Genomic DNA, 20370 nt, shown 5'->3' on the forward strand with positions numbered 1-20370 from the left:
ACTTCTTACCTTCTAATACGACATATTAATTGTAAATAATCACGGTCAGAAACGAATGATTTTACATATAAAAAAGACTAATCCACGCTAATGAACTGCTCCCTTCAAAGTAGACACTTAAAAATGTAAACTTTGAAGGGAGCATATCAAAATTTGGATTAGTCCTTTACTTTCAAAATGTTTCAATTTTATTTTTTTAAGCGTATATTTTCCGTATCGCTTAATCTAAAGATGTTGGATTGTAAAATTGTCTACCCTCAAGCCCAAAAATACGTTCAGTAAATTGACCTTTTGGCGTTTTCTTATATGCTTTTTCAAACATATTCATTTTTGCATCAATGTTATCGATGAAAAACAAAATTTCTGCCTCTTTCATATGTGGTAGTTTCGGAGAGCCAAATTCCATTTTTCCATGATGTGCTAAAATCATGTGACGCAGTAATAATACCTCTTCACCTTCTATATTTAATTCTCGTGCAGCATCTGCTACTTCATCACTGGCAATAGAGATGTGGCCCAGCAAATTACCTTCAACCGTATATGTTGTTGCAACAGGACCACTTAATTCTTTAACTTTACCTAGGTCATGTAAAATAATAGAACTATATAATAAACTGCGGTTTAAAAGTGGATATATATCACAAATAGATTTTGCGACCCGTAACATTGTTAATACATGATAACTTAACCCACTTGAAAAATTATGATGATGTGTACTTGCTGCAGGAAATGTAAAAAATTCTGTTTGATATTTACGTAATAAATGTCTTGTAATGCGTTGTAAATTTGCATTTTCAATCTCTAACATATAATGAGAGACTTCTTCTTTGATTTCTTCTGGTGTGAGTGGCGCGCCGTCTACGAAATCATGTATGTTTAAATCTGCTTCATCTGAAGCTAATTTAATTTTATTAATTTTCATCTGTTTACGACCACGATAATTAATAACATCACCAATAACGTGTACGATTTTTTCTGGTTCTAAAACACGCATATCTTCCTTAGTAGCAGTCCATAATTTAGCTTCGATGTCCCCACTTTTATCTTGAAGATATATCGTCATATAGTCTTTTCCTTGAGCAGTTACGCCTTGTGTCGCTTTATGAATCAAGAAATAGTGATCAACTGAATCTCCAGGATTTAATTTTTCTACATTTCTCATTATTTACCGCCTTCCTCAGGTTTATTCAAAGTAATAATTTGTTTTGAAGGCACACTTGTATCTTTGACACATGTAAAGTATAAAATTTGATAATCATTGGGCATTTGTCTTAGATAATTCATCATCGTATCTTTTCTATGTTTATCAAAATGTACAAATGCATCATCAATAATTACAGGGAATGGATAGTAAGGTTTTAATGTTTTAATTAAACTTAAACGCAATGCGATATATAGTATTTCTTTAGTAGACTGGCTTAATTCAATTGGTTCGTACATTTGACCATTAACTTGTTTTACCATTAAATCTTCATTCGCATAAGTTACTTGTACATAATTTCCATTTGTTAAATGTGCAAAGATTTCTGTTGCTTCATTTATCACTTGTGGTAAACGCTTATCTTTAATTTGTTTAATATGTCCTTCCACTAAAGATTGTAAGTAACTAAGACTTGCCCAATCTTTTGCTTCATCATTCACTCTATTTTTCAAAATATGGAACTTATGACGTAAATCCGCTAACGTTTTGTCTGTTTCCATATCCGTGATTTTAGCTTTTAAATCACTGACTTCTGACTGCATTTCTAAATATTGATCATTATAATGATCAACTTGTCTTTCTAACACTTCATCTTCTTCAGATAGTTGAGCATATGTTTTTTGACTCAGCATAGAACTAGCTTCGTAATTATAATTTTGGTTTTCTAGATATTTCGTTAAATCATTAAAGCGGTTTAATTGTTGATGATAAGCCTGATATTGAGCATGCTGATGATAATACGATTCTTCATCATTTGCACTTACAAAGTTAAATAACTGTGATATCACATTATTATTCTCATGTAAGCGATGTTTAAGCTGTGATAATTCACTTTCTATTAATGTGATTTGTTCTTGATTCCTATTCCATTTATCTAAATTAGTTGTTTCTTCTTTTAACCATTGATTTACGTCATGAAATAAAGATAATGTGTTGAAAGAAGTAAATTGATTTTGGGTTACTGCTTTTGCATGTTCATAAAATGTATCTAATGCCTGTTGTAACTCAATTTTTTGCTCGTTCAATTCAACAGTATGATTGTCATAATCCTTAATTTTATTCATCGTCGCAATACTATCAATAATGAGTTCGTCTGAAATTTTATCAGATAAATGTAATTCATCTTTAATTTGGTTGATCTCATTCTCTGATTTTGAGTATTGTTGTTGTGCAGATTCTAAATTGGAAGATAAATAATTTGCTTTTTTATCTAATGCCTCTTTCGTTTTAATAGCATTATGGAATTGCTCGCGAATTCTATTTTGATCATCTAAATCAAAGTCCAAATTATAATTGGCTTCTAAATCATTAATTTGGTGTTGCAAATCTTCAATTTCATTAGAAAATGTTTCACTATGTCCTATCTCTTTCGATTTAACTAAGAAGATACCCACGATAAATACAAGAGATAGTAATGCAAATACAATACCGAAGACCAAATTAGCTGAAATAAATGAAAAGATAGTTAATCCAACACCAACAACTGCTAATATAACGAATGCAAATCGAAAAATATTTTGTTTACGTTCATTTTCTTGTTGTTCTTTATCAAAAGCTTCTTTCATTTTTTGATATAAATTATTTTTCTCTTGTAGTTCGAATACACGATTGTTATATTGTTTTTTCTTTTCATAGTTTTCATCAGACACAATATCTTTTTCTAATGCATCCATCTCAGTTTGATTTGTTTCTTTATCAATTTTATTTTCTTCAATATTGCGTTCTAATTGTTGAATAAAAGCAGTCTGTTCTTGCTTATTTTTAATTTGATCGCTTACATGACTCTTCATTGCCTCTGAACTGTCGACTTCATGGTATACATCTTGCCATCCGATATTAGACTTCAAGCCTGATTTTTCACGTTCTTTATCTTGAATTTCTTTTTTAACTGATTTTAATTCGTATTCTTTTTGTTTAATTTCATTTTCTTGTTGTTGTATATGGTTAAAAGCATCAATATCAGATTGCTTAGGTACATTGATTTTTTCATTTTCACTTTTTAAATGCGTTAATCGTTCTTCTCTTAAGCCAATATCTCTTTTTAAATTTTGTGTTTGAATTTTTGCAGATTCATAGCGATCGATGCCTTGTTCAGGAAATGTGACAGGTTCTATATTTAATTGGGTTTCCAATGTTTTCCATTCTTGTGTTTGCTCATGTAAAGCTAATTCCTTTTGTTTACGATCATGCATTTTAGACAATTGGTTTAAATTCTGTTTCAAATTTTCTAAGCGTCGATCTGCTTTATCTTTATCGTCTACTAAACGTTTGTAAGATGACAATTTTTCTTCTTCTTCTCGAATTTGTCGCTCTAATGACTTCAACTCTTCAAGCTGTTGGTTAATAATTGGATTTCTGCCATTTTTCTTATATAGCGCTTCTTTTTTATCATTCAAAATCTCACGCATGCTAGTAAATTCTGTTGATCCTAATGCACCAGCCTGGAGTAAATAGTTTTGTAATTGTTTTTCATCCATATTTTTATGAATATTTTGTAGGCCTAAGACATCAAATGAAAATATACCTTGATATGTACGTTTTGAGATAAAATTAAGTTCTTTCTTTAACCAGCTTTCATCTTTAATGGCACCATTCGGTAGATAAACTTTAACGTCTCCAGTTGCTGCACCTTTGATACGTTCAATTTCTATCAAAGAACCATCATCTTGAATCAATGTAAGTTTTCCACCGTATTGATTGCCTAAACGTGGCTCTAGTCGTGGTTCATTTTCTTTCTTAGTTGGAAACCCAAAAAGAATGGAATGTATAAATGCCTGTATCGTAGACTTACCTGACTCATTTTCCCCATAAATTTCTGTAAAATTTTCATCAAACTGAATGGATCTTTGAATGAATCTACCATAACCATATATATCTAATGATTTAATCTTCATTTTACTCCCCCCTCATATCTGACTTTAATAATAATTCAGCGCGTTTAATTAATTCTCGACGATCAAAATCATCATAATTTTCTAGGTATTTGGAAGCTTTTGGATTAAGATATAAATCATTCATAGCTAACTCATAAACTGAATTATCTTCTATCAAATCTGCTGAAAATTCTTTGACAAGGGTCGTTTTTTCATCATCTTTATTCTTTATATTCAGATCTTCTATAAACACAAAATTATGCTCATTTTCTTCATATTCACTAATCATTTCATGCACTTGCATTAAATCTTGATCAGAAATAATTTCATCTGAATTGACATTTACTACTAATTGATAAATTGCTTTACCTTCAGCTCTAACTTGTGATTTAAAATCTTGTATTGCGTCAAACAAACCTTGTTTTGAAGTCATGTTTGTATCTATTTCAGCCTTTTCAAAACGAATAAACTGTGTTGGCACAAATTTAGCATTTAGATGTAAATCATCGCCCTCTATTAATAGGCAACCTTTTTCTCCAGTTTCTTTGAAATGACGACCTTGAATATTACCTGGATAATGAATTTGAGGCATATCGCTTAGTTGTTGTCGCTCGTGTATATGACCAAGTGCCCAATAATGATAAAGTTTATTGTTTAAATCTTCTAATCTAAATTCAGTATATCGGTCTTTTGTGTTCGTTTTGCTATATGTACCATGCAAAATACCTATGTGAATACCTTTTTGACCTTGACTTGACGGATAGGCATCAAGTTTATTTTCATAGCTCGCTTCATTTTGATAACTGAAACCATGTAAATATATTTCTTCACCGTTTTTAGTAATTGTTTGATATGTTTCTACATTTTCAGAAAAAACCGAAACATTTTCTGGCCACTCAGTTCCTATAGATGAAGATAATGGATCATGATTACCATGACAAAGATAAACAAATATTTGTTCTTTTGCCAGTCTTTCAAATTGCTCTTTTAAGAACACTTCAGCACGGAGGGTTCTGTTATGACTATCAAATAAATCCCCTGCTATAATCATAAAATCTACTTCTTCATTTAACGCTAAATCCACGATTTTTTTGAAACTTTCATATGCGCTTTTTTGCATATCTTCAAATATCGATTGACTTAAGTAGCTTCTAGACTTAAATGGACTGTCTAAATGTAAATCTGCACAATGAATAAATTTAACCATATATTTATAGTTCTCCTTTATTTAAAGGTTTTTTAAAAAGCATGAAAAACAGGCATTGATATTGAGACTTAAAAAATGGACTAACACCTATGTACACGCTAATACCTCGTATCTCTTTATTTTACCACACCGACTATTGTGCAGTCGATAAAACAAAAAAGCTGAAACATAAATAAATGTCTCAGCTTTAAATTCAATATTAACCATGATTCATTGAATAAAACATGAACGATTATCCAGCAATTAAAGAATTCATTTATTGGCATCAATTCTTTTGTATTTCATTTCTCAATATATTGAGTTTATCATACTTATGCTTGAATAAAAGTACATATATTCCTTCAAACTATGGTTGTTGCCATATATTAATTTTGAAAATCATTATATGGCAACACATTAAATATTTTTAAATTTTTATAAGAACTTTAGATTACTTTTAAAATAATCATTCTGATTAATTAATTAGTCAGCATAAATTTCATCTAAAGGTTTAACAATGATTTGATTAATTTCTTGGAATACTTGGCTCATGTTTTGCTCAGCAGCCATTAATTCTGAAATGTTAGAATCATTTTCGATTTTTTGTGCTTGTTCTTGAGCTTTTTGTAATTCCTCTTCACCAATTTCTTCACCTTGCATTTGTTTTTGTTGGAAGTTTAATTGTGTTTCGCGGAATTCATCAAAAAGTGCTTTTGATTCATCATTTTCTTTTACTTTAGCATAAGCTTTTTGTATTGCTTGATATTCATCACTTTCTCTTAAAGCTTGTTCTAATTGATTTGCATGATCGTATAAATTTACTGCCACTGTGCTTCACTCCTTTATTTGTATATGTGTTATAACCACATCGATATTACAATAACATAATTTAATATGTTATACAAAAATTGCAATTATGCCTTGTAATAAACCTATGATGCCACCTAATAGAAAGCCTAAAAGCATAATTAATTTCAACTCTTTATTTGCGATATCTATGATTAAACGTTCAATATATGCTAAATCAAATGAATTTATTTGTTCTTCAACCATTTGTCTTAGGTTAACTTTTTTCATGATTGGAGAAATATGCTTAGATCCTTTATCAATAATTAATTCCGTAAGTTGTTTTGAAATTTTTGTTTCTAAGAATGTTATAAATTCTGGCATTAATTCTTTCAATGGTCGATTCGATATACTATCTATGTTTGCATAGTTTATTAGTAAATCGGTAACCGTTACCTTAAGCGAGTCGAATTGATCTTCATTGATGACATCTACTAACGCTTTTGATTTAAATGTAGCGTATTCATTTTCAATAATCTGTTTTGCAATTGCTTTAGCTTTGGGGTGATTTGTTAATCTAATCAATTCATGTTGTATTCGATCTGCAATACTTTCTCTTGTCATAAACATCTGTAGTAAACCTACGATTTTACCTTTCTCATTAAAGAAAGTATCTAACATAGATGCTATATCAGCAGCACCTTTTTCCGATTTAAGATAAACACGTGCGCGTTCAAATAATAACTCAGGCACCCCATCTACCTTTGAATCAATATTTTCTTCAATATCTGAAGGAATCAGTTGATTTATAGGGGTTTCTTTATGTTCAGCATAATATTGTTCTAATTTATTATTGATAACTGAATACATTTTATCATTAGTAAACTGTACAACATCAACATCGAAATTTTTCGTCAACGATTTAATTGTCGTATGATCTGCTTTTAATTTTTGGATCTGTTTTAAGATTAGTGATTCGATTGCTTCTCTTGATTTAGGTGCATTTAATTTTGACTTAATTAACGTTTCAGTTAATAAGTGTTCTTCAATAACTTGTCCAATTTTATCTGCAATTTCTGTTCTTCTTTTTGGTATTAACCCGGGTGTAAAAGGAATTCGTCTATTAAAAATATAATAAGTTTTAAACGGATGAAATAACATTCTTACAGCAATTACATTTGTGACGCCACCTATTATTGCTCCAATAATCATCATCGCTATAATTATTAAAAAAGCGTGCATAGTTAATTCTCCTTCAAATAAAATTTGTTATAAACTGAAGGTACAATCATATCAGTCATTTTTACATTGTATAACATATAACATAAAAATGTGCATACTATTTGTTATTTTTCAAAATAAAATTGCTGGTAGCAATCATTATGAGTACATTCAATTTGTATTAGTAAAAGTACAGAATTAAAAAAAGAGCGATTTAGAAATCAATCAACATTTGATTTCCCGTGTTCGCTCTTAAAATGATGTATTCTTTTTATCATGGGTCAAAAACTATATCAACTTACTTATTAAGTTCAGTTCATTAGTTCATGACCGATTTCAATTAACTATAGTGACTAAACCATTCAATATATACGCCATAACTTTTTTAGTTAATGTTATAAATAATGATTCTTCTATCACACAGTACATTTATTTATACGTGCATTAATTCTTCTTTAGAAACTCTACCAAAATATGTTTCAGCTTCTCTTAATTTAGAAGTACCAAAAATAGGTTGTGTTTCCTGATTTAGTACACGGTAGATATCACTTACTTTGTTGCTTTGTAAAATATAGCCGTTACGCGTATCAACTGTGTTCCAATATATATCACTTGTTGTAGAATGATTTGGATACGCACAATGGTTACGTGAAATTGTTTGTACCATTTCTAATGGGTCGCATCCGAAAGTACTATTTAGAACATCAGAATCTCTAAATAATGCACAAATTGACACACATGTTGTCCAGTTTGGCAATACTCTCTCTTTTTCAATTTGTACTAGTGTCTTTTTTGAAAGACCAATTGTTTGTGCCATCGTATCTTGCGTATACCCCGCTTCGATGCGCACCATTTTAAATTTTGTTTGAATTAAATCTGTAAAACTCTGTCTATCCATTACTTTAATCTACCTTTCATAAAAGAATATTTTATCCGGACACAAGAAATTGCAATAATACACGTTTCTTGAAACACAAATTACATCTTAATACAATTTGCGATAAAATAAAAGAGCGAAATGATATTTTCGTTGTTTTTTGTTATTTGCGAAATTATCTAAATAATCAATCTTATATCTTATAATTAACTTAAACATTTTTAGTACTTTTATTGTAAGCGTATAACAAGTATGAAATGTGATTATATTTTTCACTTATTACTCTTTTGATATAAAAACACCATTTATTATTATATCTTAAATTTTACTTTTTGGCATACCATTTGCCTTAAATAATAGAAATTAATCATTTATTTACATTTTTCAGAATTTTCATTATAATCAGGGTTACTTTAATAATTGAGGTGTAAAAAAATGACAGAGAAATATATATTACTTGCAACTTGTACAGATAAAGTCGGTATTACTTCATTAATTACTAAAAAAATCGCTCAATATCAATCTAATATTCTTCACTTAGACCATTTTACAGAATATGACCATTCATCAAATGATACAGGTCAATTATATTTACGATTGGAATTTGAAAATGTGCCTTCATTGAAAGAGGATTTGGAAGCGACGTTACAAACACATCAAATAGATTTTAAATTATTTGACGATCAGCAACATACAAAATTAGCACTTTTTGTTTCCAAGGAAGACCATGCTTTCAATGAAATTTTATTACGTGTTAATAGAAATGAATTGCCTGCTGAAATTGTGTGTATCGTTAGCAATCACGAAAACAATAGACAATTCGCAGAAACGCTTCATATCCCTTTTTATTACATACCGAGCAACGAAGATAAAGCGATTGTGGAAAGAAAAATACTAGATGTTTGTTCTGAGCATCAAGTTGAACTCATTGTTTTAGCAAAATACATGCAAATACTATCCGACCATTTTGTCAGTCACTATCCAAACCAAATCATCAATATTCATCACTCATTCCTACCATCATTTATAGGTGCTAACCCTTATAAACAAGCATGGGAACGCGGTGTCAAATTGGTCGGAGCAACAAGTCATTATGTTACTTCTGATTTAGATGAGGGCCCTATCATAGATCAAGACGTTATAAGAATTAATCATCGGTACAATGTACAAGATTTACGTAAAATTGGTCGGCATGTTGAATCAAGTGTGTTAGCTCAAGCTGTCGAATATCATGTGCTCCATAAGGTAATTGTCACTGCGAGTAGTAAGACTATTGTTTTTAATTAAAAACTTTAAAAGACCTGAGACCGATATCTGCCTCAGGTCTTTTTATTCGAAGTGTAACGCAATCTCAACAACTTAAAAAAGAAACTTTGATATTTTTAAGCATCTTACTTACTTTCTTTAATTTTAACTTTTACAATATCCCTTCTTAAAAAATTAATAGTATATCAACGCGTCTTCGTTAAGTTGTGCTATTAAATAATTATAATTCCTCAACCTATCAACACTACTTAACTTTAATTTATGGTTGTTTTCACTTTTTATTAAACACTTTTGCCAATCTACTTTATATATTGTTTTGTATATGACATATCATTATATACACATTAAAAACTGTTCTATAACAGAACTACAATTGATATTAAGTGTATTACTTTTTAATACAGATTCCAAAAGCTTTCACATTTTAGATTAAAATTATTCAAAAACTTTGTGATTTTTTTAACAAAACAAATGATATAATTATTGTGAAAAAAATAACATACTTTTGGAGGTAATGATATGTTAAAAGAAAATAATATGCAATCCACAGCATGGAATGATTTTAAAAAAGGTCGCTGGCAACATCATGTAGATGTAAGAGAATTTATTCAACTCAATTACACATTGTACGAAGGTGATGATCAATTTTTAGCAAGTCCTACAGAGGCAACAACTCAGCTTTGGGATCAAGTCATGCAATTGTCTAAAGAAGAACGTGATCGAGGTGGAATGTGGGACATGGACACAAAAGTTCCTTCTACCATTACTTCACACGAGGCAGGTTATCTAAATAAAGAATTAGAAAGCATTGTTGGGGTCCAAACCGATAAACCATTCAAACGTTCGATGCAACCTTTTGGTGGTATTCGCATGGCCAAAGCAGCTTGTGAAGCGTATGGTTATGAGTTAAATAGTGAAACTGAAAAAATATTTACTGACTATCGTAAAACGCATAACCAAGGTGTATTCGATGCATACTCTAAAGAGATGTTAAATTGCAGAAAGGCTGGGATCATTACTGGACTTCCAGATGCGTACGGTCGTGGACGTATTATTGGAGATTACCGCAGAGTCGCTTTATATGGTGTAGACTTCCTAATGCAGAAAAAAATGGAAGATTTCAACAATATGTCTAAAGAAATGTCAGAAGATGTCATCCGATTACGCGAAGAATTGTCTGAACAATACCGAGCATTAAATGAATTAAAAACATTAGGTAATATTTATGGATTTGATTTAAGTCGCCCAGCTTATAACTTTAAAGAAGCAGTACAATGGTTGTACTTAGCATATTTAGCCGCAATTAAAGAACAAAACGGTGCAGCTATGAGCTTAGGTCGTACTTCAACATTTTTAGATATCTATGCTGAAAGAGATTTAAACAATGGATTGATTACAGAACGTGAAGTACAAGAAATCATTGACCATTTTATTATGAAATTACGTATCGTTAAATTTGCTCGAACACCTGATTATAACGAATTATTTTCTGGTGACCCTACTTGGGTAACAGAATCAATTGGAGGTGTAGGTATTGATGGACGTGCATTGGTAACTAAAAACTCTTTCCGTTTCTTACATTCACTAGATAATTTAGGTCCAGCACCTGAACCAAACCTCACAGTATTATGGTCAGTTCGCCTACCTGACAATTTTAAAACATATTGTGCAAAAATGAGTATAAAAACAAGCGCAATTCAATATGAAAATGATGACTTAATGAGAGAATCTTATGGTGATGATTATGGTATTGCATGCTGTGTATCTGCTATGACGATTGGAAAACAAATGCAATTTTTTGGTGCTCGTGCTAATTTAGCAAAAACTTTATTATATGCGATTAATGGTGGCATAGATGAAAAATCAGGTCAACAAGTCGGACCATCATATGAAAGTATAAAATCAGAAGTACTCAACTTCGATGAGGTATTTGAAAAATTTGATAAAATGATGGATTGGTTAGCTGGAGTATATATTAATTCACTTAATGTCATCCATTATATGCATGATAAATATAGTTATGAACGTATTGAGATGGCACTGCATGATACAAATATCATTAGAACAATGGCTACAGGTATAGCTGGCCTTTCTGTTGCTGCAGATTCATTATCTGCAATCAAATATGCAAAAGTAAAACCTATTCGTGATGAAAATGGCGTTGTAACAGATTTTGAAATCGAAGGTGATTTCCCAAAATATGGTAATAATGACGCACGTGTTGATGATTTAGCAATCGACCTTGTAGAGCGCTTTATGACAAAATTACGTAGTCATAAAACTTATCGTAATTCAGAACATACAATGAGTGTGTTAACGATAACATCAAATGTAGTATATGGTAAAAAGACAGGAAATACACCAGATGGACGTAAAGCCGGAGAACCCTTTGCACCAGGTGCAAACCCAATGCATGGACGCGACCAAAAAGGTGCACTTTCATCATTAAGTACAGTTGCAAAAATACCTTATGATTGTTGTAAAGACGGCATATCCAATACATTTAGTATCGTTCCAAAATCACTAGGTAAGGAAAGTAATGATCAATGTAAAAATCTCACAAGTATGTTGGATGGCTATGCTATGCAACACGGACACCACTTAAACATTAATGTGTTTAATAGGGAAACGTTACTAGATGCAATGGAACATCCTGAAGCATATCCACAATTAACGATTCGCGTATCTGGTTATGCGGTTAACTTTATTAAATTAACACGCGAACAACAATTAGATGTTATTTCACGTACTTTCCATGAAAAAATGTAATTTGAATTTAAGGTGGCCTCTATATGCTAAAAGGACATTTGCATTCTGTTGAAAGTTTGGGTACCGTTGATGGTCCAGGACTACGATATATATTATTTACTCAAGGGTGTTTATTAAGATGTTTATACTGTCATAATCCCGATACTTGGAAAATAAATGATTATACACGCGCAGTCACAGTTGAGGAAATGGTAAATGAAATAACTCCTTTCAAACCATATTTCGATGCATCAGGTGGGGGCGTGACAGTTAGTGGCGGTGAACCATTATTACAAATCAAATTTTTAACCGCCTTATTTCAATCATTAAAAGCACATGATATTCACACCTGCATTGACACTTCAGCTGGTACAGCGAAAAATACACATACTTTTGAAAAACAATTAGATGCTTTGCTAAAGTTTACAGACTTAATATTATTAGATATTAAACATATTGATAATGCTAAACATAAGGAATTAACTGGCCAACCTAATACACATATATTAAACTTTGCTAAAACACTTTCTCTTAAAAATCAACCCGTTTGGATAAGACATGTACTAGTGCCAGGTCTCACAGATGATAAAAAAGATTTGATAAGGTTAGGCGAATTTATAAATTCACTCGACAACGTTGAGTACTTTGAAATACTGCCATATCACCAATTAGGTGTGCATAAATGGCAATCACTAGGTTTAACTTATGCTTTAGATCAAATAACAGCACCTACCGAGGCTGAAGTAAAACAGGCTTATCAATATGTAAATTTTAAAGGTTACACCCCTATTTAACTTTATTACGACACGTTAAAATAATCGCGCTTATTAAAATGTAGTTCATCAAATAAGTAGTGAATTGATATCTGTTGAAATATAGATATCATTCACTACTTTTCTTTTTTGTTAATGAACACGAATTTGAATAACACTATGCAAAATGATATATTAACTAAAACAAATTTTAAGGGGATGTTTCTTTGAATAATCATTCTTCAACAGAACTAATTTCTATCAGTGCTTCTATGAAATTTATTAATGCGCAAATGATTCCAGGCATATTGACGTTATATAATGATAAAATTACGTTTAAAGCAAAAGGAATAATTGAAAATCATGAAATCAAAAGTTTATTCCCTTTTAATGAACTTCAAAGTGTTAAATTTGGTCTATCTTTAACTCCTTTTAGAATAACGATTATGGAGTCTGATGGAGAGCCTTGGCTATTTGATCAGGTTCCTAGAAAAGATGGTAAAAAATTTGTAGAATTGTACAATGTACTTCATTCTTAATAAGTCATCTATCAGGTTAATCTAATACTAAACTATCATAGTGATGGTTTATTTTTTAAGAAAAAAATTTTTATAAATCAACAACTCATTTGCAACACTTCTCACGTATCACAAAAAAGAGTGGCCAGCATATTTCAATGTTAGGGCCACTCTCAAATTTTAAATATCTTTAATTTATATCTCTTATTTAATTAACTTTCATTTTTAGCAGCTAATTTTTTATCTTCAGCTTTTGAAATGATTAGTGCACATGCAGCATCACCTGTAATATTGACAGATGTTCTCGTCATATCCAACAATCTATCAATACCTAAGATAATACCAATTGCTGCTGGATTCAATCCAACGGCATTTAAAACCATCGCTAACATTATCAGTCCAACCCCAGGGACACCTGCAGTACCAATGGATGCTACTACAGCGATGACTACAACAGTTATAATTTGCATAAATGAAAGCTCTACCCCAGATATTTGTGCAATAAATATCGTTGCAACACCTTGCATGATTGCCGTACCATCCATGTTGATTGTAGCGCCAAGAGGTTGTACAAAAGATGCTACTTCTGGTCTAACACCCATATTCTTAGTACATTTAAGCGACACTGGTAAAGTGGCTGTAGAACTCGAAGCACTGAAACCAAGTGTAATTGCCGGAAGAAAATCTTTAAAGAATTTCAGTGGACTTGATTTAGCTATAAACTTCACTGCTGAACCATATATAACAAAGAAATGGATAAATAGCGCAAGCAACACTATAAAGAAATACATACCAAGTTGTTGGATAGCTCCAAACCCTGCTCCTGTAAACGCATGTGCAACAAGACCAAAAGTACCAATAGGTGCAAACACGCTCATGATCATCGTTACAATATACATTAAAACTTCATTGGTTTGCTCAAATAACCGGTATACCCCTTCAGCCTTCGAACCAACCATAATCAAACCTATCCCAATGAAAATAGCAAATGTAATAATTTGCAACATATTTTCTTCACTCATAGCTTGTAACGGGTTTTTAGGAAATAGATTAATCAATGTTTGATCAAATGATTGATTGGCTGCAGAACTTTGTGAATTATCCTCTTTATCTAATGTTTTTTGATAACTTGATACATCCTCACTTTTTAATAAATCTGATTTCCCCTCACCCGGCTGTAAAACTAAAGCTAAAGTAATCCCAATTATAATTGCTATTGCAGTAGTAGTTAAAAAGAAACTAATCGTTTTTAACCCAATACCACCTAATAATTTAGGATCACCTACCCCTACTACACCTAATACAATTGAAACAAACACAACAGGCACTACTAACATGAAAATTAAATTCAGAAAAATTTGCCCAATCACGTTAAAGACATATTTATCAACGTTGATCACAAAACTTGATTGAGCAAACATGTTAAATATAGACCCTATTGCTATACCGAGTATTAACGCTATAACAATTTTCAATGAAAGATTTTTAGTCTTCATAACAACATCCCCCTTTATGTTTATTAGCTACATTATATAGTAATATTATACATTTTGAAACAAAAGTATATACACGACAAAAAAATGCTATGTAAAATAATATTTACATAACATCTAATAATTTATATAAGATTATTCTGCATAGCATAAATCGCCGCTTGTGTGCGATCAGATACTTGCAATTTAGCGAATATGTGACTGACATGGGTTTTAACAGTTTTTTCTGAGACAAATAAAGTTTCCGCAATTTCTTTATTTGTTTTACCCTTTGCCATTTCTGTCAAGACTTCAGATTCACGTTTAGATAGTTTATTTGTATAGTGCGGTTTACTACTTACTGACTCCATAACGCTTTGAGCTTGTGGATGGATAACTTTTTCACCTGACAACACGTTTTTAATTGTTTTAATCAACTTCTCAGGTTCAACATCTTTCATTTCATAACCATCGGCGCCTTTATCAATTGCCGAAATCACATGTTCATCGTCTACATAACTGGTTAGCACTAATATTTTAACTTCTGGATATTTTTGCTTCATAATTTCAGTGATTTCTATTCCATTCATATTGGGCATCACTAAATCTAATAATACGATATCAGGTAATTCATGCGCTTCTAAATATTTTAAAAATGATTTGCCATCTGAAAAACCTTTAACAACCTCTATATCATCAACTGTTGATAATAGAAATTCTAAACCTTGCCTAACGATATGGTGATCATCTACCAAAATGATTTGATTCATCTTGACCTTCCTTTCGACACTTTATAACGGTATTGAGATATGAATTTTTGTACCTTTGTTTGGTTCACCTTCAATTGTCAAATTACCACTTATCTGTTTAGTCCGTTGTTTCATATTATTTAAACCATGTGAGTGATAAAGGTTTGATTTATGTTTATCAAAACCTTTTCCAAAATCAGCAATCGTAACCAATAAATAATTATCATCTTGAACTAAATCTAATCGAACTTGAGTGGTTTCACTATGCTTTTTTGTGTTATTCATCGCTTCTTGAACAATTCTATAAACATTTTCCTCGATTTGACTTGGTAGTTTAATCAAACCATCTACTTTAACGACTAACTCTAACTGTAGTAACTTACTATACTGTTTTAACGCATTAACCAATCCTTGCTCTAATCCAACGGGTTTTAATTGCCATATCAAAGCTCTCATTTCATTAACTGCTTGTTGACTCGTATCTTCAATCACTTGAAACGCTTTACGAGAAACATTTTCTTGTGTCATCCCTAATGCTGCATGTGCTGTCAACTTAACAGAAAAAAGCATTTGGTTTACAGAATCATGTAAATCTCTTGCTAATCTATTGCGTTCACTAATACGCGCAGCTTCTTTTTCTTGATCTGTTAACAAAATCCTTTTAATCGCTGATCCAATTTGTAATGCAACAGATTCTAACAACTCTAAGTTTTCTGCGCTATATCTCCTCGTATAAGGCGTTGCAACATTGAGTAATCCAAATTGCTCTTCACCAGATCTTAATGGAACTGTAGCATGGTGTGTAATACCATCAGTTTCTTCATGATAAGCTCGATTCGCTAAATTAATTCTCGAACAATTTATAATATTTGAAGCCTTCGTTAATTTCTTATTTTGATATGCTTGAACACACCAACACGTTCCTTTTCGCATATACTGACAATGGTTATTTTCCAATGCGCCTGGCAAACCATTATATGATACGAGTTCATGCTGCCCCACATCATCAATGAAAAAAATCCATCCCGTTGTAAATTCACTTCCATCAATTAATGATTTCAATGCGCCTTGTAGCATACTATATGTTTCTGTTTCTTCATTTAAAAATTCAGCAATTTCTTTTAATAATGCTAATCTAGTCGGTTTTTCCATTTAACCAGTCCATTCTTTAACAACACTATTTACATACATTATACAAGTTTGTTAAGCATTTAAAAATAGATAAATAATTACTTTTTAATTGGACTTAAATAATATGAAAAATTATTAAATCAATCGCAAGGTCTAATATTTTTAACAGCGTGTTTATGGTATGATAATAATTGGTCAAAGAGGAGGATATTATGAAATTTCAAATCCCAGAAAATTATAATGCGTTAACACTAAGAGAAATTTTCCAGCAATTACAATTGCCAAAAAAAGATTTACACAATTTAAATATGTCAAAAGAGATTAAAGTCAATGATAAAAATGCAAAACTTACGTCACAAGTTTATGCCGGCGACCATGTTTATATTCCAACACCAGATGAAAAGAGTAATTATTTACCAAGCTATCGATTTGCACAAATTTATTATGAAGACAATGATCTAGCCATCGTTATGAAGCCTAAAGGGGTTAAAACGCACCCCAATGATTTAAAAGAAAGTAATACATTAATGAATCATGTGATATATACCATTAAAAGCGATTATGTAGAACCAATACATCGCTTGGATCAAGAGACAGTTGGTCTTTTAATAGTTGCCAAAAATCCTTTAATGAAAAAAATCCTCGACCGTATGTTAGAGGAAAATAAAATTGATCGTATCTATAAGGCAAACGTACATAGCTTATTACCAATAAAACCACAAACCATTGATGCACCTATAGGTGAAGATAAATTTCACTCGAATAAGCGCCGAGTGTCTACTACAGGTCAATCTGCCATTACACATATTTTAACTTCTCGCATGGTTAAAGAAAATGTATGTGAAGTCGATTTAAAATTAGATACGGGTAGAACACACCAAATACGTGTACATTTAGCAGAAATTGGACATCCAGTTATCGGTGACCCATTATATGGTGATTCGACGTTAAGACAACTTCAATTAAATAGTTACAAAATAGAATTTATTCATCCTTTAACACAAGAAAAAATTTCAGTTAGTTTAGATGATGAAATCTAAATATGTAAAGTTACATTTCTAATTCTTTTTATAGATTTTATCGTACACACACCATTGTTGTTAATAAGAGTCATAATAAATGTAGACACTTACGCATTCATTCAATAAGAAGACCGATATCATATTAGCTGAAGACTTAAACAGAATTGGTAAACTTTAAACTATAAATCATTTTTTGATTATATTTAGGAAATGATAACTTAAACCCTAATATTATTATCTCTAACCTAGAAGTAAACAAAAAATGTAATTCTATAATGGTGCTAATAAATATAAAAAATAGTTTAGCGTAATTGAAAACTTTTATAAATGAAGAAACGTCAATTTCAATAGAAATTGACGTTTCTTCGTTAATCAAAGATATTGATATTCCTTTATTTTTTAAAATTACTTAGGTTCAACCATATCTTCAGGTTTAATCCACTCATTAAACTGTTCCTCAGTTAAATATCCAGATTGAACAGCCGACTCTTTTAATGTTAAACCTTCACGGTGGGCTTTTTTAGCTATGCTAGCAGCTTTTTCATAACCAATATGAGGATTTAAAGCTGTTACTAACATTAGTGATTGATTTAAATAATTATCAATGTTTTCTTCAATTGGTTCTATGCCTACTGCACAATTATCATTAAATGTTTGCATGCCATCTGCTAATAAGTATATAGACTGCAATGTATTATGCAAAATAACAGGTTTATAGACATTTAATTCAAAATTCCCTTGTGAACTACCTATGCCAACCACTGTGTCATTTCCCATAACTTGAACTGCAACCATCGTCAACATTTCACATTGTGTTGGGTTGACTTTACCAGGCATGATAGATGAACCAGGTTCGTTTTCTGGTATAGAAATTTCAGCAAGTCCAGCACGTGGTCCAGACGCTAACCATCTCACATCATTTGCAATTTTCATTAAGTCAGTAGCTAATGCTTTGAGTGAACCATGTAATTGAACGACTTCATCATGTGCAGTTAATGCGTGAAATTTATTTTCAGATGATACAAATGGATACCCTGTATTTTTTGAAATAAATTCAGCAACTTTATCACCAAATTCTGGGTGCGCATTGATACCGGTACCTACTGCAGTACCACCGATTGCTAAATTTAAAATATGGGCTTTTGATTCACTAAGTAATGTTTCACATTTATCTAACATATAACGCCATCCACTTATTTCTTGGCCTAAACGAATAGGTGTAGCATCCTGTAAATGAGTACGCCCTATTTTAATAATTTCATTAAACTTTTCTTCTTTTTCTTTAAAAGTATCACGTAATGATTTTAATGCCGGTTCAAGTTTTACCTCAATTTCATTATATAGTGCAACATGCATCGCAGTTGGGAAAGTATCATTTGAACTTTGAGATTTATTCACATCATCATTTGGATGTATTGATTCATCGCTACCTTGCTCTTTGAGATACATGTTCGCAACATAACTCACTACTTCGTTGACGTTCATATTACTTTGTGTACCGCTTCCAGTTTGCCAAACGACTAATGGGAAGTGTTCATCTAATTCTTTGTTTAAGATACGATCACATGCATGCACAATAGCATCTTTTTTTGCGTCACTTAGTTTTCCTAATTCATGATTGGCTAATGCTGCCCCTCTTTTTAATTGAGCAAATCCATAAACAACTTCAATTGGCATTTGTTCTTTGCCAACAGGAAAGTTTCGTTTACTTCTTTCTGTTTGTGCACCCCAGTATTTATCTGCAGGTACTTCAATTTCACCAAATGTATCATGTTCAATTCTAACTGACATTTAAAAATCTCCCCTTCAATATGTATTTAACTTTAGTATAGCATTAATTAATTTAACTGGGCAATCTCTTTAATATAGCGTTTTCATTCCATTGAAAAATGTCTGATTATTAACTTTGATTTGTACATTCAAACAATTAATTACTAACTATTAATAAAACCAGAAACTAATTTTAGTCTCTGGTTTTTAAACATCATTCATTATTATTTTGTAATTGTTACATCATTAAATTTCATCTTTGCTGCTTGTATTATACCTATTGCAGTTAAAATTAAAAGTATTGCACCAATAATCATTGTTACAGGACTAACTGTGATAAGAAGTCCTAAAAACCCAGTTAAACTATTATAAAAATCACCAAGCGGTTTAAATAATAATACTGTTATAACAATACAACACAATACACTAATAATGATTCCAGTTTGATTACTTTTTACAAATGTAGAAGCATTGACTTTATCTACGAGACCATGTGACAAGTTGATTTGTAATTGAATAATTTTAAATAAGATTGGTAAATATATTGCACCAATGGCCATAGGAAATCCTTTTATAGAAATTAAATTTACAATTACCGCACATATCATGAGATATTTCCAATAGTTACTTAACATATTAATGATAACTCCTTAAATTCAAATAATGACTTAATAATAACATAATCAAATTTATGTTGGCATTGTTTTTTTAATATTCATATAACCACATACTAATAACGTGGCAAATTGATTACATTTATAAAAAAATAGAAGCGAGTAAGACATCAAATATTAATAT

The 20370-nt window shown here is 31.1% G+C and carries 16 protein-coding genes; 5 read left to right on the forward strand and 11 right to left on the reverse strand.

Annotated features, from left to right (window positions below; translation table 11 throughout):
* Positions 1-220: 220 nt before the first annotated feature.
* The 6 genes from yhaM to xdrA all read right to left on the reverse strand — a co-directional run bounded on the left by yhaM (position 221) and on the right by xdrA (position 8165).
* Positions 221-1162 carry a 3'-5' exoribonuclease YhaM gene (gene yhaM / locus AB1J10_RS11790; protein ID WP_046207623.1) on the reverse strand — a complete coding sequence of 314 codons (942 nt, stop codon included), beginning with the start codon at positions 1160-1162 and terminating at the stop codon, positions 221-223.
* Positions 1162-4095, reverse strand: a complete 2934-nt coding sequence (locus AB1J10_RS11795) for an ATP-binding protein (RefSeq protein ID WP_107365703.1) — start codon at positions 4093-4095, stop codon at positions 1162-1164. Before AB1J10_RS11795 ends, yhaM begins: the two co-directional genes overlap by 1 nt.
* A gap of 1 nt (position 4096) precedes the next feature.
* The gene (locus AB1J10_RS11800; protein ID WP_107365702.1) at positions 4097-5281 is read right to left on the reverse strand and encodes a metallophosphoesterase family protein; all 1185 of its coding nucleotides are present in this window, start codon (positions 5279-5281) and stop codon (positions 4097-4099) included.
* Positions 5282-5743: 462 nt separating this feature from the next.
* Positions 5744-6088, reverse strand: a complete 345-nt coding sequence (locus AB1J10_RS11805; RefSeq protein ID WP_019468127.1) for a YlbF/YmcA family competence regulator — start codon at positions 6086-6088, stop codon at positions 5744-5746.
* 69 nt (positions 6089-6157) lie between these two features.
* Positions 6158-7288 carry a DUF445 domain-containing protein gene (locus AB1J10_RS11810; RefSeq protein ID WP_107365969.1) on the reverse strand — a complete coding sequence of 377 codons (1131 nt, stop codon included), beginning with the start codon at positions 7286-7288 and terminating at the stop codon, positions 6158-6160.
* Between the two features lie 412 nt (positions 7289-7700).
* On the reverse strand, positions 7701-8165 hold the full coding sequence (gene xdrA / locus AB1J10_RS11815) for an XRE family transcriptional regulator XdrA (protein WP_019468125.1): 465 nt from the start codon (positions 8163-8165) through the stop codon (positions 7701-7703).
* 414 nt (positions 8166-8579) lie between these two features.
* On the opposite strand from xdrA, the gene purU reads away from it, so the two are divergent.
* From purU to AB1J10_RS11835, 4 genes are all read left to right on the forward strand, one after another.
* Entirely contained in the window at positions 8580-9431 is an 852-nt protein-coding gene (gene purU / locus AB1J10_RS11820) for a formyltetrahydrofolate deformylase (RefSeq protein WP_064208790.1), read from the forward strand.
* A gap of 498 nt (positions 9432-9929) precedes the next feature.
* Positions 9930-12179: a formate C-acetyltransferase gene (gene pflB, locus AB1J10_RS11825; protein ID WP_107391389.1), complete on the forward strand. Its 2250-nt coding sequence runs from the start codon at positions 9930-9932 to the stop codon at positions 12177-12179.
* Positions 12180-12202: 23 nt separating this feature from the next.
* The gene (pflA, locus tag AB1J10_RS11830; protein WP_107365569.1) at positions 12203-12952 is read left to right on the forward strand and encodes a pyruvate formate-lyase-activating protein; all 750 of its coding nucleotides are present in this window, start codon (positions 12203-12205) and stop codon (positions 12950-12952) included.
* A 185-nt stretch (positions 12953-13137) separates the two neighbouring features.
* A complete protein-coding gene (locus AB1J10_RS11835; RefSeq protein ID WP_226861012.1) occupies positions 13138-13449 on the forward strand; it encodes a hypothetical protein in 312 nt (103 codons plus the stop codon).
* A gap of 191 nt (positions 13450-13640) precedes the next feature.
* Here the strand turns inward: AB1J10_RS11835 and AB1J10_RS11840 are convergent, their stop codons facing one another.
* The 3 genes from AB1J10_RS11840 to AB1J10_RS11850 form a co-directional block, all read right to left on the reverse strand.
* Entirely contained in the window at positions 13641-14924 is a 1284-nt protein-coding gene (locus tag AB1J10_RS11840) for a dicarboxylate/amino acid:cation symporter (RefSeq protein WP_070039607.1), read from the reverse strand.
* A 122-nt stretch (positions 14925-15046) separates the two neighbouring features.
* Positions 15047-15670, reverse strand: coding sequence for a response regulator (locus AB1J10_RS11845; RefSeq protein WP_046207631.1), 624 nt, complete (start codon positions 15668-15670; stop codon positions 15047-15049).
* A gap of 21 nt (positions 15671-15691) precedes the next feature.
* The gene (locus AB1J10_RS11850) at positions 15692-16801 is read right to left on the reverse strand and encodes a GAF domain-containing sensor histidine kinase (RefSeq protein WP_046207632.1); all 1110 of its coding nucleotides are present in this window, start codon (positions 16799-16801) and stop codon (positions 15692-15694) included.
* Positions 16802-16992: 191 nt separating this feature from the next.
* On the opposite strand from AB1J10_RS11850, the gene AB1J10_RS11855 reads away from it, so the two are divergent.
* Positions 16993-17820: an RluA family pseudouridine synthase gene (locus tag AB1J10_RS11855; protein ID WP_107365570.1), complete on the forward strand. Its 828-nt coding sequence runs from the start codon at positions 16993-16995 to the stop codon at positions 17818-17820.
* Positions 17821-18207: 387 nt separating this feature from the next.
* Here the strand turns inward: AB1J10_RS11855 and fumC are convergent, their stop codons facing one another.
* Entirely contained in the window at positions 18208-19593 is a 1386-nt protein-coding gene (gene fumC / locus AB1J10_RS11860) for a class II fumarate hydratase (protein ID WP_107365571.1), read from the reverse strand.
* Between the two features lie 203 nt (positions 19594-19796).
* The gene (locus AB1J10_RS11865) at positions 19797-20207 is read right to left on the reverse strand and encodes a hypothetical protein (protein WP_046207635.1); all 411 of its coding nucleotides are present in this window, start codon (positions 20205-20207) and stop codon (positions 19797-19799) included.
* Between the last annotated feature and the right edge of the window lie 163 nt (positions 20208-20370).

This window comes from Staphylococcus cohnii species complex 1663 (genome assembly GCF_041008415.1).
Taxonomy (GTDB): Bacteria; Bacillota; Bacilli; order Staphylococcales; family Staphylococcaceae; genus Staphylococcus; species Staphylococcus ureilyticus.